Raw genomic sequence first — 13,050 nt, 5'->3', positions numbered from 1 at the left:
CCGGTGGCTAGCCTGGCCGTGTGCCCCGACTGCGTCTCGCGCTCGCCCAGGTGGACACCGTCGTCGGCGACCTGTCGCACAACGTCGCCCGGATCCGCTCGGCCGTGGCCGAGGCCGCCGAGCAGGGCGCCCACCTGGTGGCCCTGCCCGAGATGGCCCTGACGGGCTACCCGGTGGAGGACCTGGCCCTGCGCCCGGCCTTCGTGGCGGCGTCCCGGACCGCGCTGGCCTCGCTGGCGGCCGGGTTGGCCGAGGACGGCCACGGCGACGTGGTGGTGGTGGTCGGCTACCTCGACCAGGACGTGGACGCGGCGGGCCGCGACGTCAACCGCACCGGGGTGCCGCCGCTGGCCAGCCAGAACTGCGCGGGCGTGCTGCACGGCGGGCGGGTGCTCGCCTCGTACGCCAAGAACCACCTGCCCACCTACGGCGTGTTCGACGAGCGGCGCATCTTCGCCCCCGGCACCCACGGGCAGCGGGTCAACGTGCGCGGCGTCGACGTCGCCCTGCTGGTCTGCGAGGACCTGTGGCGCGACGGCGGCGTCACGGCCCAGCTGGCGGCGGCCGAGCACGACCCGGGCCTGGTGCTGGTCGTCAACGCCAGCCCGTACGAGCGCGGCAAGGACGACGTCCGCTACGAGCTGTGCCGTTCCCGCGCCGTCGAGACCGGCTGCGCCGTGGCCTACGTCAACCTGGTCGGTGGCCAGGACGAGCTGGTGTTCGACGGTGACTCCATGGTCGTCGGCCCGGACGGCTCGCTGCTGGCGCGGGCGCCGCAGTTCGTCGAGCACGTGCTGGTGGTCGACCTCGACCTGCCCGCGGGCGCGGACGAGGCGGGCCCGGGACGGCTCTACGACCGCGTGACGGTGCCCGTCGAGGACGAGAGCGGGGCCGAGGCCCGGTCCGGCTCCCCCGTCGACCCGCTGCGCCCCGCGCCCGCCGTCCCGCTGGGCGAGTGCGAGGAGGTGTACCGCGCCCTGGTCCTGGGGCTGCGCGGCTACGCGACCAAGAACGGGTTCGCCTCGGTGGTGCTGGGGCTGTCGGGCGGCATCGACTCCGCACTGGTCGCCACGCTGGCCGTGGACGCGCTGGGCGCGGACGCCGTGCACACGGTGGCCATGCCCAGCCGGTACTCCTCCGAGCACTCCCTGGCCGACGCGGCCGACCTGGCGGCCCGGCAGGGCACCCACCACCGGGTGGTGCCGGTGCAGCCCATGGTCGACGCGTTCGTGACCGCCCTGGACCTGACCGGCCTGGCCGAGGAGAACGTCCAGTCCCGGGTCCGCGGGGTCGTGCTCATGGGCATCAGCAACAGCGAGGGCCACCTGGTGCTCGCGCCGGGCAACAAGAGCGAGCTGGCGACCGGGTACTCGACCATCTACGGCGACGCGGTCGGCGGGTTCGGCCCGATCAAGGACGTGCCCAAGACGCTGGTCTGGCGCCTGGCCCGCTGGCGCAACGAGCACGCCCGGTCCCGGGGCGAGACCGAGCCGGTCCCGCCCAGCAGCATCGACAAGCCGCCCTCGGCGGAGCTGGCCCCCGGCCAGGTCGACTCCGACTCCCTGCCGGACTACGAGCTGCTGGACGCGGTCGTCGACGGCTACGTGGTGGGCGACCTGGGCCGGGCCGACCTGCGCTCGCGTGGCTTCGACAGCCACGTCGTGGACCAGGTGGTCCGCCTGGTCGACCGGGCGGAGTGGAAGCGCCGGCAGTACCCGCCCGGCACCAAGATCAGCCCCAAGGCGTTCGGCCGCGACCGGCGCCTGCCCGTGACCAGCCGCTGGCTGGAGCCCGACGCCTGACCGGGTGGCCGGGCCCGGCGACCGGGCCCGGTCGGCCGACGGGGTCCGGTCTGCCAGCATGGCCGTCATGAGCGTCACCGACGAGAACGCGACGAGGCGGCCGGCTCGGGTGCGGGTCCCCCACCTGCTGCGCTGGAAGGCCGAGGGTCGGCGTTGGGCCATGCTCACCGCCTACGACGCCACCACCGCCGCGGTGCTCGAGGAGGCCGGCATCCCCGTCCTGCTCGTCGGTGACTCCGCCGCCAACGTGGTCTACGGCTACGGCTCGTCGCTGCCGGTGACCCTGGAGGAGATGCTGCCGCTGGTCGCCGGCGTCGCCCGCGCCACCCGCCGCCCGCTCGTGGTCGCCGACCTGCCGTTCGGCGCGTACGAGGCCTCCGACGCCCAGGCCGTCGCGTCGGCCGTCGCCCTGATGAAGGCCGGCGCCCACGCGGTCAAGCTCGAGGGCGGCGTCCGCACCCGCAGCCGGATCGAGGCCGTCGTCGCCGCGGGCATCCCCGTGATGGGGCACATCGGGTTCACGCCGCAGGCCGAGCACGCCATCGGCGGCTACCGGGTGGCCGGCCGCGACGACGCCGCCGCCGAGCGGACCCTGGCCGACGCCGCCGCCGTGGCCGAGGCCGGCGCGTTCGCCATGGTGCTGGAGATGGTCACCGCGCCCGTGGCCGCCCGCATCCACGAGGCCGTCGACGTGCCCACCATCGGCATCGGCTCCGGGTCGGACTGCGACGCGCAGGTGCTGGTCTGGCAGGACATGGCCGGGCTGAACGACGACGGCCGGCTGTCGTTCGTCAAGCAGTACGCCGACCTGCGCGGCGTGCTGCGCGGCGCCGCGGCGGCCTTCGCCCGCGAGGTCGAGGACGGCAGCTACCCCGACGCGGCCCACAGCTTCGGCGCCTGACCGCCCGCCTCCCGCAGCACCCGACCGACCCGACCGAGACGAGGAGCCCCCGTGAGCGACACGCAGTTCTGGTTCAACACCGAGACCAAGCAGGTCGAGCAGGGCCCGCAGTCGCACTACACCAACCGGATGGGCCCCTACCCCACCGCCGAGGCCGCCTCGCGGGCGCTGGAGACCGCGGCGGCCCGCAGCGAGGCCTGGGACGACGAGGACGAGAAGTGGGACAAGGGCGGCGCCCAGGGCTGAGCCCGAGCACCCGGTCGTCGGCGGCAACGGGCGCTTCCGGGCCGTCCACCTAGACTCCCCGCATGCCGACGACGACCGAACGCCCGCCCGTCCGGCCAGGTGCGGTGAGGCCGCGCCGCCCGGTGCCCGCCCACATCCGTCGCCCGGAGTACGTGGACCGGCCCCGGGCCGAGCGCTACACCGGCCCCGAGGTTAAGGACGCCACGACCATCGCCGCCATGCGCGAGGCGGGCCGCCTGGCCGCCGACGCGCTGCAGGCCGTCGGCCGCGCCGTGGCCCCGGGCGTCACCACCGACGAGCTGGACCGCGTCGGCCACGAGTTCCTCGTCGACCGCGGCGCCTACCCCTCGACGCTCGGCTACCCGGGCCACGGCGCCCCGCCGTTCGCCAAGTCGCTGTGCACGTCGGTCAACGAGGTCATCTGCCACGGCGTCCCCGACGACCAGGTGCTGGTCGAGGGGGACATCGTCAACGTCGACATCACCGCCTACCTGGACGTCGACGGTCTCGCCGTGCACGGCGACACCAACGCCACCTTCTGCGTGGGCGAGGTCAGCGAGGAGGTGCGCCTGCTGGTCGAGCGCACCCGCGAGGCGACCATGCGCGGCATCAAGGCCGCCCTGCCCGGTCGCCAGGTCAACGTGATCGGCCGGGTCATCGAGAAGTACGCCGCCCGGTTCGGCTACGGCGACGTCGCCGCGTTCACCGGGCACGGCATCGGCACCGCGTTCCACTCCGGCCTGGTCGTGCCCCACTACGACGCAGCGCCGGACTACGACACCGTCATCGAGCCGGGGATGACGTTCACCGTCGAGCCCATGATCACCCTGGGCGCCTCGCAGCACCGGATGTGGGACGACGGCTGGACGGCGGTGACCGTGGACGGGTCCTGGACCGCGCAGTTCGAGCACACCCTGCTCATCACCGAGTCCGGCCCCGAGCTGCTGACCGTGCCCACCGACGGGCAGCTCGCGTGAGCGCGGCGCGCCTGGCCGTGGGCCTGGACATCGGCGGCTCCGGCATCAAGGCCGCCGTCGTCGACGTCGAGGCCGGCGAGCTCGCCGCCGAGCGGGTCCGCATCCCCACCCCCGAGGGCGGCAAGCCCGACGAGGTCGTCCTGGTCGCCTCGGCCGTCGTGGCCAAGGTGGTCCTGAGCGGCCCCACGCCCACCGTGGACACCGTGGGGGTCGGGTTCCCCGCCGTGGTCCACCACGGCGTCACCACGACCGCGGCCAACGTCCACGAGGACTGGATCGGCGCCCCGGCCCGCGACATGCTCACCGCGGCCGTCGAGCGGCCCTGCGTCCTGGCCAACGACGCCGACGTGGCAGGACTGGCCGAGGTCCGCTTCGGCGCCGGGCGCGACGTGTCCGGCGTCGTGGTCGTCACCACGCTCGGCACCGGCATCGGCAGCGCGCTGTTCGTCGACGGGGTGCTGGTCCCGAACACGGAGTTCGGCCACCTCGAGCTGGACGGCGAGGACGCCGAGTCCCGGGCCGCGGACAGCGCCCGCGAGCGCGAGGACCTGTCGTGGAAGGACTGGGCCAAGCGGCTCCAGCGCTACTACTCCCAGCTGGAGCTGCTGCTGCAGCCCGACCTGATCATCGTCGGCGGCGGCGTCAGCAAGAAGCACGACAAGTTCCTTCCCCTGCTGGAGCTGGGCACGACGATCGTCCCCGCCGAGCTCCGCAACGAGGCCGGGATCATCGGCGCCGCCGTCATGGCGGCCGAGAGCGACACGAAGGACCAGACATGAGCGAGCAGCCCACCCCCGGCCCCGGGCAGATCCGGGTCAACATGCCTGACGACCTGGCCGGTGGCGACTACGCCGACTTCGTCCGGGTCTGGCACGGCAAGGACATCTTCACCCTCGACTTCGCGGCGCTGGTCGCCCCGATGAGCCCCGAGGGCACCACGGCCCGGGTCGTGTCGCGGGTGCGGATCCCCCCCAGCCAGGTCTTCGAGATCATGAAGGCGCTGGAGCGCTCGCTCACCGCCTGGGAGAAGGAGCACGGCCAGGGCGCCTGAGCCCACCCGTCCGGGGGACTCAGACCAGGCGGCCCCCTGCCGATCACCATGGCAGCCCCCTCCCCGGACGGAAGGACCCACGTGCTGCCGCGCCCCCCGACCCTGCCCCGGCAGGCGACCCACCACGCCGACGGCGACCCCGCCTCGGCCGTGGACCGTCGCCGGCTGCAGGAGGCCTACGCCCTGACCGGGCTGGCCTGGTGGGAGTGGGACGTGGGGACCGGCCGGCTGAGCTGGTCGGAGGGCATGCGCCGCCTCGCCGGCCTCGAGCACCTGGACCACGAGCCGACGGTGGCGGACTGGGCCCCGCTGCTGCACCCCGACGACACCGCCGCCAGCTCGGCGCTGGAGCGGCGCGCGCTCACCGAGGGCACGCCCTACCGCCACGTCTTCCGGATCCGCACCCCCGCCGGTGAGCTGCGCTACCTGGAGTCCTGGACCGGCCCGCTGCGCGACGCCGCCGGCGACGTCGTCGGGCTGCGCGGGGCCACCCTGGACGTGTCGGACCGCGAGGCGGCCCAGCGGGCGTCGCAGGCCAGCGAGACCCACTTCCAGGTCGTGTTCGACCACGCCCCCCACGGCATGGCCATGATCTGGCTGCAGCAGGACCGGGCCGGGGAGCTGATGCGCGCCAACGAGGCGTTCGCGCGCCTGCTGGGCTGGGAGGACCCCGCCGACCTGGTCGGCCTCAGCCTGGCCGGACGCACCCCGGCGGCCGAGGTCCGGGCCTCGCGCGCCCGGTTCGCGGCGATGGCCGCCGGCCGGTCCCGGGGCGGCTCCTACTCCCGGCAGTACCTGCGCCGCGACGGCAGCACCGTGCACGCCTGGGTGACCACGGCCGTCGTCGACGACGAGGCCGGCGTCCCCCAGTTCGCGATCGCGCACTGCATCGACGACACCGAGCGCCGCCGCCACGTACGCGAGCTCGAGCGCATCGCGCACACCGACGCCCTGACCGGCCTGGCCAACCGGACGGTCGTGGACCAGGAGCTGTCGGCCCCGCTGCCCGCCGCCAACGGTGCCGTCACCGGCCTGCTGCTCACCGACCTCGACCGGTTCAAGCTGATCAACGACAGCCAGGGCCACCCCGTCGGCGACGCGCTGCTGGTGCAGGTGGCCCGTCGGCTGCGCGGGGCGGTCTCCCCGCGCCACACCGTGGCCCGCCTGGGCGGGGACGAGTTCGTGGTGGTCGTGCACGCCGGGGCCGGCCTGGCCCCCGAGGAGCCCTGCACCGTCGCCGAGACCGTCGTGCAGGCCCTGCGCGACCCCTTCGACCTGCCCGGGGGCGAGCGCGTGGTGCTGACCACCAGCGTCGGCGTGGCCACCGTGGCGGCCGCGGGGGGCACCGGGGACCTGCTCAAGGAGGCCGACCTGGCCCTGTACGAGGCCAAGGACGTGGGCCGCAACCGGGTCGTCCGCTTCGACGACCGGCTGCGCCGCCGCAACGAGACCCGGGTCCGCTCGGAGTCGCTGCTGCGGGCGGCCCTGCGCGACGGCGGCCTGCGGGTGGAGCTGCAGCCCGTCGTGGCGCTGGCCGGGGGCGCCGTGGTCGGCGCCGAGGCGCTGGTGCGCCTGGACGACGGCGAGGGCGGGGTCGTGCACACCGGTGACCTGGTGCGCATGGCCGAGGACACCGGCCTGGTGGTCGGGCTGGACCTGTGGGTGCTGGGCGAGGTGGCCCGGCTGCTGGCCGCCGACTGCCGCCGCGCCGAGGCGGGCGGGACGCCGCGGCTGCCGCGACGCGTGGCGGTCAACGTGTCGGGCCGCACCATCGAGGACGGGGACTTCGCGGCCCGGGTGCGGGCCGTGCTGGAAGCTACCGGCGTCCCGGCGCACCGGTTCTCGGTCGAGCTGACCGAGACTTCGCTGCTGCACGACAGCGGCATGGTCGAGGAGGCCGTCGAGCAGCTGGTCGGGCTGGGCGTCGAGGTCGGCATCGACGACTTCGGCACGGGCTACTCCGCCCTGGCGTACCTGCCGCGCTTCCCGCTGAGCTTCCTCAAGATCGACATGTCGTTCGTGCGGCGGCTGGGCACCACGCGCCGCGCCGACGCCATCGTGGCAGCCATCATCGAGCTCGCCCACGCCCACGAGCTGCGCGTGGTCGCCGAGGGCGTGGAGACGGCCGAGCAGGCGGAGACCCTGCGGGCGATGGGCTGCGAGGCGGGCCAGGGCTGGCTGTTCGGCCGTCCCGCGGTGGTCGCCGCGGACTGAGCCGGCCCCGCACCGGCCCTGCACCGACGGGCCGGCCGTGACAGGCTCGGCCCTCGTGACCGACTCCACCGCGCCCGACCAGCTGCCCGCCGACAACCCGTTCGCCGCCCCGAGCGACCTGCCGTACGGGCTGCCCCCGTTCGACCGCATCCGCGAGGAGCACGTGGCCCCGGCGCTGCGGGCCGGCATGGCCCAGCAGCGCGCCGAGTGGGAGGCCGTGGCCACCCAGGCCCCGCCGTTCACCTTCGCGGGCACCGTGGAGGCGCTGGAGCGCAGCGGGGCGCTGCTGACCCGCGCCCGCTCCTACCTGGACCCGCTGACCAGCGCGCACGCCACGGCCGGCATCCGCGCCGTCGACACCGAGTTCACCCCCCTGCTGGCCGCCCACCACGACGCGCTGCCGCTGGACGGGCGCATCTTCGCCCAGGTGGACGACCTGCACGCCCGCCGCCACGACCTGGGGCTCGACCCGGCCTCGTTGCGGCTGCTCGAGCGCTACCACCGCGACTTCGTCCGCTCCGGCGCCGCGCTGGACGAGCCCGGCAAGCAGCGGCTGCGCGAGCTCAACACCGAGCTGTCCACGTTGCAGCAGCGCTTCGACACCCTGGTCACCGACGCCTCCAACGCGGCGGCGCTGCACCTCAGCGACGAGGCCGAGCTGGCCGGGCTGGGCGAGGCGGCCGTCGCCGCGGCGCGGGCGGCCGCGGCCGAGCGCGGCGTCGACGGCTGGCTCATCACCCTGGTGCTGCCCACCCCCCAGCCGGCCCTGGCCTCGCTGGCCGACCGCGACGTGCGCCGCCGGCTGCTGGAGGCGGCCACCACGCGCGGCCTGCACGGCGCCACCGACACCCGGCCCCTGCTGACCCGGATGGCCGCGCTGCGGGCCGAGCGGGCGGGCCTGTTCGGCTTCGCGACCCACGCCGACTACGTCCTGGACGACCAGACCGCCGGCAGCGTGGCCGCCGTCGACGCCGTGCTGCAGGGCATGACCCCGGTCGCGGCCGCCAACGCGCGTGCCGAGGCCGTCGACCTCGAGGCCGCCCTGCACGCCGACGGCCACGAGGGCCCGCTGCAGCCCTGGGACCACGCCTACTACTCCGAGCAGGTGCGGCGGCAGCGGTTCAGCGTCGACGCCGACGACCTGCGGCCGTACCTGGAGCTGGACCGGGTGCTGCGCGACGGCGTGCTGCGCGCGGCCGAGCTGCTGTACGGGCTGACCTTCACCGAGCGACCCGACCTGCCCGGCTACCACCGCGACGTGCGGGTGTTCGAGGTGCACGACGTCGACGGGTCCGGGCTGGGCCTGTTCGTGTGCGACTGGTTCGCCCGGCCCACCAAGCGCGGCGGGGCGTGGATGACGACGTTCGTCGACCAGTCCCACCTGCTGCAGCAGCAGCCCGTGGTCACGGTCTGCCTCAACGTGCCGCGCCCGCCCGAGGGCAGCCCCGCCCTGCTCAGCCCGGACGAGGTCGACACCGCGTTCCACGAGTTCGGCCACGCCCTGCACGGCCTGCTGTCCGACGTGCGCCACCCGCGCTTCTCGGGCACGTCCGTACCGCGCGACTACGTCGAGTTCCCCTCGCAGGTCAACGAGATGTGGGCCTGGCACCCCGAGGTGCTGCCGCACTACGCCCGCCACCACGAGACGGGCGAGCCGCTGCCGGCGGACCTGCTGGGCGCGCTGCAGCAGGCGCTGGCCTACGGCGAGGGGTTCCGGACCACGGAGTACCTCGGCGCCACGCTGCTGGACCTGGCCTGGCACGCCCTGCCGGCGGGCGCGCAGATCGCCCCCGACGACGTGGAGGCCTTCGAGGCCGACGTCCTGGCCGGTCAGGGCCTCGACGTGCCGAGCGTGCCGCCGCGGTACCGCAGCACCTACTTCGCGCACGTGTTCGCCGGCGGCTACAGCGCCGGCTACTACGGCTACATCTGGAGCGAGGTCCTGGACGCCGAGCTGGTGGACTGGTTCACCGAGAACGGCGGGCTGCGGCGCGAGCTCGGCGACACGTTCCGCCGCGAGCTGCTGTCCCGGGGCGGGTCGGTGGACCCGATGGCCGCGTTCGTGGCCGTCCGGGGTCGGGAGCCGCGCCCGGAACCGCTGCTGCGTCGCCGCGGCCTGCTGGTGGACCCGGTGGCGCCGGTGGACCCCCTGGCCCCCGCGGACCCGGCCGGACCGCGGTGACCGGACCGTCGTCCGGGCCGGCGACGGGGACGGGGACGCCCTTCGTGCCGTTCCCGGACGCCCGCCCGGACGACGTCGCCTGGCCCGCGCTGGTCTGGCCGGTCCCCGCGGGCACCCGGCTCGGCGACGCGTGGGTGAGCCTGACGGCCTTCGACGCCGACCGGGACGCCGAGGCGCTGTTCGCCGCCCTCGACCACGACGCGGTCTGGGCCCACGTGCCGGGCCGGCCCGCCCACGCCGAGGACCTGGTGCGCACCGTTCACGAGCGCCGCGACCGGCTGGGCTGGTTCCCGTGGGTGGTCCGTGACGCGCGCGACGGCCGGGTGGTCGGCACGTCGAGCTACCTGGACGTGTCGGTGCCCGACGCGCGGCTGGAGGTCGGTGCGACGGCCTACGCCCCGGACGTCTGGGCCGGCCCGGTCAACCCCGCCACCAAGGCCGCCCTGCTCGGCCTGGCCTTCGACACGCTGCGCGCCGGTCGGGTGCAGCTCAAGACCGACGTCCGCAACCTGCGCTCGCAGCGCGCCATCGCCCGCCTGGGGGCCACGCCCGAGGGGGTGCTGCGCCGCTACCAGCGCCGGGCCGACGGCACCGTGCGGGACACGGCCGTGTTCTCGGTGACGGCCGAGGACTGGCCGCGGGTGCGGGCGGGCTTGGTCGCCCGCCTGGATGGGTACCTACCCCGACGTGGCTGACACGGACACCCGCACCGCCCCCACCCCGCGCCCCCGCGCGGCCGGCCGGGGCTTCCGCGGGGACGTCGAGGGGCTGCGGGCCGTCGCCGTCCTGGCCGTGGTGCTCTACCACGCCGACCTGCCCGGGCTGGACGGCGGTTTCGTCGGGGTCGACGTGTTCTTCGTCCTGTCGGGTTTCCTGATCACGGGCCTGCTGCTGGACGAGGTCCGGCGCACCGGCACGGTGTCGCTGCGCCGGTTCTGGGCCCGCCGGGCCCGCCGGCTGCTGCCGCTGGCCACCCTGGTGTCGGTCGTCACCCTGGCGGTGTCGTGGCTGGTGATGTCCCCCCTGGAGCTGCGCGACGTGGCCCGGGACGCGGTGTGGAGCGGCCTGTTCGCCATGAACTGGCACCTGGCCCGCGAGGGCGTCGACTACATGGGCGACGACGCCGCGACGCCCTACCAGCACTACTGGTCCCTGGCGGTGGAGGAGCAGTTCTACCTGGTCTGGCCCGTGCTGGTGGTGGCCCTGGTCCTGGCCCTGCGGCTGCGCCCCCGCGGGTCGGGCCCCCGGCCCGCGCCGGGGTCGGTGCCGGCGGTGCCGCTCGTGCCGGTGCTGGCCGTCGTGACCGGGGTGCTCGTCGCGGCGTCCTTCGTCTACGGGGTGTTGCTGACCGCCCAGTCGCAGCCGCTGGCCTACTTCCTGCCCTGGACCCGGGTCTGGGAGCTGGGGGTGGGGGCCCTGCTGGCCATGGCCGCGGTCCACCTGGCCCGGCTGCCGCAGCTGATGCGCGCCGGGCTGGCCGTCGCGGGCCTGGCCGCCGTGCTGCTGGCCTGCGTGCTGCTGGACGGGTCCACGCCGTTCCCCGGCACGGCCGCGCTGCTGCCGGTGCTGGGCACGGCCGCCGTCGTCGCCGCGGGCACCGGTGGCTCGAGCGTGCTGGGCCGGGCGCTGTCCGTCGGACCGCTGCTGACGCTGGGCAAGCTGTCCTACGGCTGGTACCTGTGGCACTGGCCGGTGCTGCTGCTCGGGCCCCGGCTGGTCGGGGACGACCCCGGGCTGGCGCTGCGGCTGGGCCTGGCCGCGCTGTCGCTGGGGCTGGCCGCCCTGACCTACGCCCTGCTGGAGGACCCCGTCCGCCGGCAGCGCGCCCTGGTCGCCAGCCCGCCCCGCTCGCTGGCGGTCGGGGCGGCCTGCGTGGCCGTCGCGGCGGCCGTGGGCCTGGCCACCCCGGCCCTGCTGCCCCCGGTGCGCGGCGACGGGCCGATGGTGGGCTCGGTGCAGGCCGGCGGCGGCGGCGAGCCCGAGGTCCGCCGCGCCGTCGCGGAGTCGCAGCGGCTGCGGACGGTACCGGCCGACCTGCGCCCCGTCCTGGACCGGGCGGAGGACGACACCGCCCGCGCCCGCAGCGAGGACGGCATCTCGTGCATGGTCGCCGCCGAGCACGTCGACGTGTCCCGCGAACCGGGCGGCTCGTGCGTCTTCGCCGACCCGCCCGACGCGACCCGCACGGTCGTGCTGACCGGCGACTCCCACGCCTACCAGTGGTACCCGGCCGTGCAGCGCATCGCCGAGCAGGAGCGCTGGCGGCTCGTGGTCATGACCAAGGCCGGCTGCCCGCTGTACGACGTGTCGCTGTTCAACAACACGTTCAACCGCGAGTACACCGAGTGCGACCAGTGGCGCGCCTCGGCCATGACGCGCATCGAGGCCGAGCAGCCGGACCTGGTGGTGCTGTCCGCTGCGGTGTTCTCGTCCCGCGGCGACGAATTCGCCCGGCGCTGGGCCGACGGCGTCGGCGAGTCGACGACGGCGCTGCGGGAGCGGACCGGCGCGGTCGTGGTGTCGCTGCAGGACACCCCGATCCCCGGGGGCGACGTGCCCCGCTGCCTGGCCGAGAACCTGGACGACGTGCAGGCGTGCAGCGCCCCGCTCGAGCAGGCCATGACCGACCAGGATCGGCGCGACCTGACCGCGCAGGCGGCGACCCGGGCCGGCGCGACGGTCATCGACCCCGTGCCCTGGTTCTGCGACGAGGTGTGCCCGCCCATCATCGGCAACACCCTCGCCTACCACGACGGGGACCACATCAGCGCGACCTACGCCACGCAGCTGGCCCCGCTGCTCAAGGCCGGGCTGACCAACGCCCTTCGCAGGGCGGGCCGCGCGGCCTAGGCTCCTGCGATGGCGAAGCACCCGGCCCGTGTCCCCCGCAAGGTCTACGAGACCGAGCTGCTGCGGCTGCAGGCCGAGCTGGTCACCATGCAGGAGTGGGTCCGCACCACCGGCCAGCGGGTGGTGGTGGTCTTCGAGGGGCGGGACGCCGCGGGCAAGGGCAGCACCATCAAGCGGATCACGCAGTACCTGAACCCCCGGGTGGCCCGGATCGCCGCGCTGCCCGCGCCCAACGACCGGGAGCGGGGCCAGTGGTACTTCCAGCGCTACGTGGCCGAGCTGCCCGCCGCGGGCGAGATCGTCCTGTTCGACCGGTCCTGGTACAACCGGGCCGGCGTCGAGCGGGTCATGGGCTTCTGCACCGACGACGAGTACCGCCGGTTCCTGCACCAGTGCCCCATCTTCGAGCGGCTGCTCGTCGAGGACGGCATCCTGCTGCGCAAGTACTGGTTCTCGGTGAGCGACAGCGAGCAGGAGGCCCGGTTCCGGTCCCGGCTGGAGGACCCGATGCGACGGTGGAAGCTGTCGGGCATGGACCTGGAGTCGATCACCCGCTGGGAGGACTACTCCCGCGCGAAGGACCAGATGATGGTCCACACCGACATCCCGGAGGCGCCGTGGTGGGTGGTGGACTCCGACGACAAGCGCCGCTCGCGGCTGAACATGATCAGCCACCTGCTGGGCAGCATCCCGCACGACGGCGCCGAGGCGCCCCGGCTGGAGCTGCCCGGCCGGCCGCCGTCCACCGGGTACGAGCGACCGCCCCGCGACACCCAGAAGTACGTGCCGGACCACGCCGCGACGCTGCACTAGCCGCGCCGCTGCCG

The 13,050-nt window shown here is 75.1% G+C and carries 11 protein-coding genes; all 11 read left to right on the top strand.

Annotated elements, in window-relative coordinates; all coding sequences use genetic code 11:
* Nucleotides 1–20 precede the first annotated feature (20 nt).
* Nucleotides 21–1,802 carry an NAD+ synthase gene (locus SJY06_RS12280; RefSeq protein ID WP_380167817.1) on the top strand — a complete coding sequence of 594 codons (1,782 nt, stop codon included), beginning with the start codon at nucleotides 21–23 and terminating at the stop codon, nucleotides 1,800–1,802.
* 67 nt (nucleotides 1,803–1,869) lie between these two features.
* A complete protein-coding gene (panB, locus tag SJY06_RS12275) occupies nucleotides 1,870–2,703 on the top strand; it encodes a 3-methyl-2-oxobutanoate hydroxymethyltransferase (RefSeq protein ID WP_380167816.1) in 834 nt (277 codons plus the stop codon).
* A gap of 51 nt (nucleotides 2,704–2,754) precedes the next feature.
* Nucleotides 2,755–2,949 (top strand): hypothetical protein, encoded by a 195-nt coding sequence (locus SJY06_RS12270; protein ID WP_380167815.1) that lies wholly within the window; start codon nucleotides 2,755–2,757, stop codon nucleotides 2,947–2,949.
* 62 nt (nucleotides 2,950–3,011) lie between these two features.
* Nucleotides 3,012–3,926 (top strand): type I methionyl aminopeptidase, encoded by a 915-nt coding sequence (map, locus tag SJY06_RS12265; protein ID WP_380167814.1) that lies wholly within the window; start codon nucleotides 3,012–3,014, stop codon nucleotides 3,924–3,926.
* Nucleotides 3,923–4,705: a polyphosphate--glucose phosphotransferase gene (ppgK, locus tag SJY06_RS12260; RefSeq protein WP_380167813.1), complete on the top strand. Its 783-nt coding sequence runs from the start codon at nucleotides 3,923–3,925 to the stop codon at nucleotides 4,703–4,705. The genes map and ppgK overlap by 4 nt, the downstream gene beginning before the upstream one ends.
* Nucleotides 4,702–4,977: a DUF3467 domain-containing protein gene (locus tag SJY06_RS12255; RefSeq protein ID WP_380167812.1), complete on the top strand. Its 276-nt coding sequence runs from the start codon at nucleotides 4,702–4,704 to the stop codon at nucleotides 4,975–4,977. The genes ppgK and SJY06_RS12255 overlap by 4 nt, the downstream gene beginning before the upstream one ends.
* Nucleotides 4,978–5,058: 81 nt before the next feature.
* Nucleotides 5,059–7,191, top strand: a complete 2,133-nt coding sequence (locus tag SJY06_RS12250; RefSeq protein ID WP_380167811.1) for a putative bifunctional diguanylate cyclase/phosphodiesterase — start codon at nucleotides 5,059–5,061, stop codon at nucleotides 7,189–7,191.
* 55 nt (nucleotides 7,192–7,246) lie between these two features.
* Nucleotides 7,247–9,373 carry a M3 family metallopeptidase gene (locus tag SJY06_RS12245; protein ID WP_380167810.1) on the top strand — a complete coding sequence of 709 codons (2,127 nt, stop codon included), beginning with the start codon at nucleotides 7,247–7,249 and terminating at the stop codon, nucleotides 9,371–9,373.
* 44 nt (nucleotides 9,374–9,417) lie between these two features.
* Nucleotides 9,418–10,068, top strand: a complete 651-nt coding sequence (locus SJY06_RS12240; protein WP_380167809.1) for a GNAT family N-acetyltransferase — start codon at nucleotides 9,418–9,420, stop codon at nucleotides 10,066–10,068.
* Nucleotides 10,061–12,223 carry an acyltransferase family protein gene (locus tag SJY06_RS12235; RefSeq protein ID WP_380167808.1) on the top strand — a complete coding sequence of 721 codons (2,163 nt, stop codon included), beginning with the start codon at nucleotides 10,061–10,063 and terminating at the stop codon, nucleotides 12,221–12,223. The genes SJY06_RS12240 and SJY06_RS12235 overlap by 8 nt, the downstream gene beginning before the upstream one ends.
* Before the next feature lie 9 nt (nucleotides 12,224–12,232).
* A complete protein-coding gene (gene ppk2, locus SJY06_RS12230; RefSeq protein WP_380167807.1) occupies nucleotides 12,233–13,036 on the top strand; it encodes a polyphosphate kinase 2 in 804 nt (267 codons plus the stop codon).
* The last annotated feature ends 14 nt before the right edge of the window (nucleotides 13,037–13,050 follow it).

This window comes from Jannaschia sp. R86511, assembly GCF_042466345.1.
In the GTDB taxonomy this organism is placed as follows: Bacteria; Actinomycetota; Actinomycetes; order Actinomycetales; family JBBAYJ01; genus Aquipuribacter.
This window is presented reverse-complemented; position numbering and strand designations above follow the sequence as displayed.

Coding starts and splice junctions, on each gene's coding strand:
- SJY06_RS12255 (WP_380167812.1), top strand. CDS start 4,702: ATGAGCGAGCAGCCCACCCCCGGCCCCGGGCAGATCCGGGTCAACATG.
- panB (WP_380167816.1), top strand. CDS start 1,870: ATGAGCGTCACCGACGAGAACGCGACGAGGCGGCCGGCTCGGGTGCGG.
- ppk2 (WP_380167807.1), top strand. CDS start 12,233: ATGGCGAAGCACCCGGCCCGTGTCCCCCGCAAGGTCTACGAGACCGAG.
- map (WP_380167814.1), top strand. CDS start 3,012: ATGCCGACGACGACCGAACGCCCGCCCGTCCGGCCAGGTGCGGTGAGG.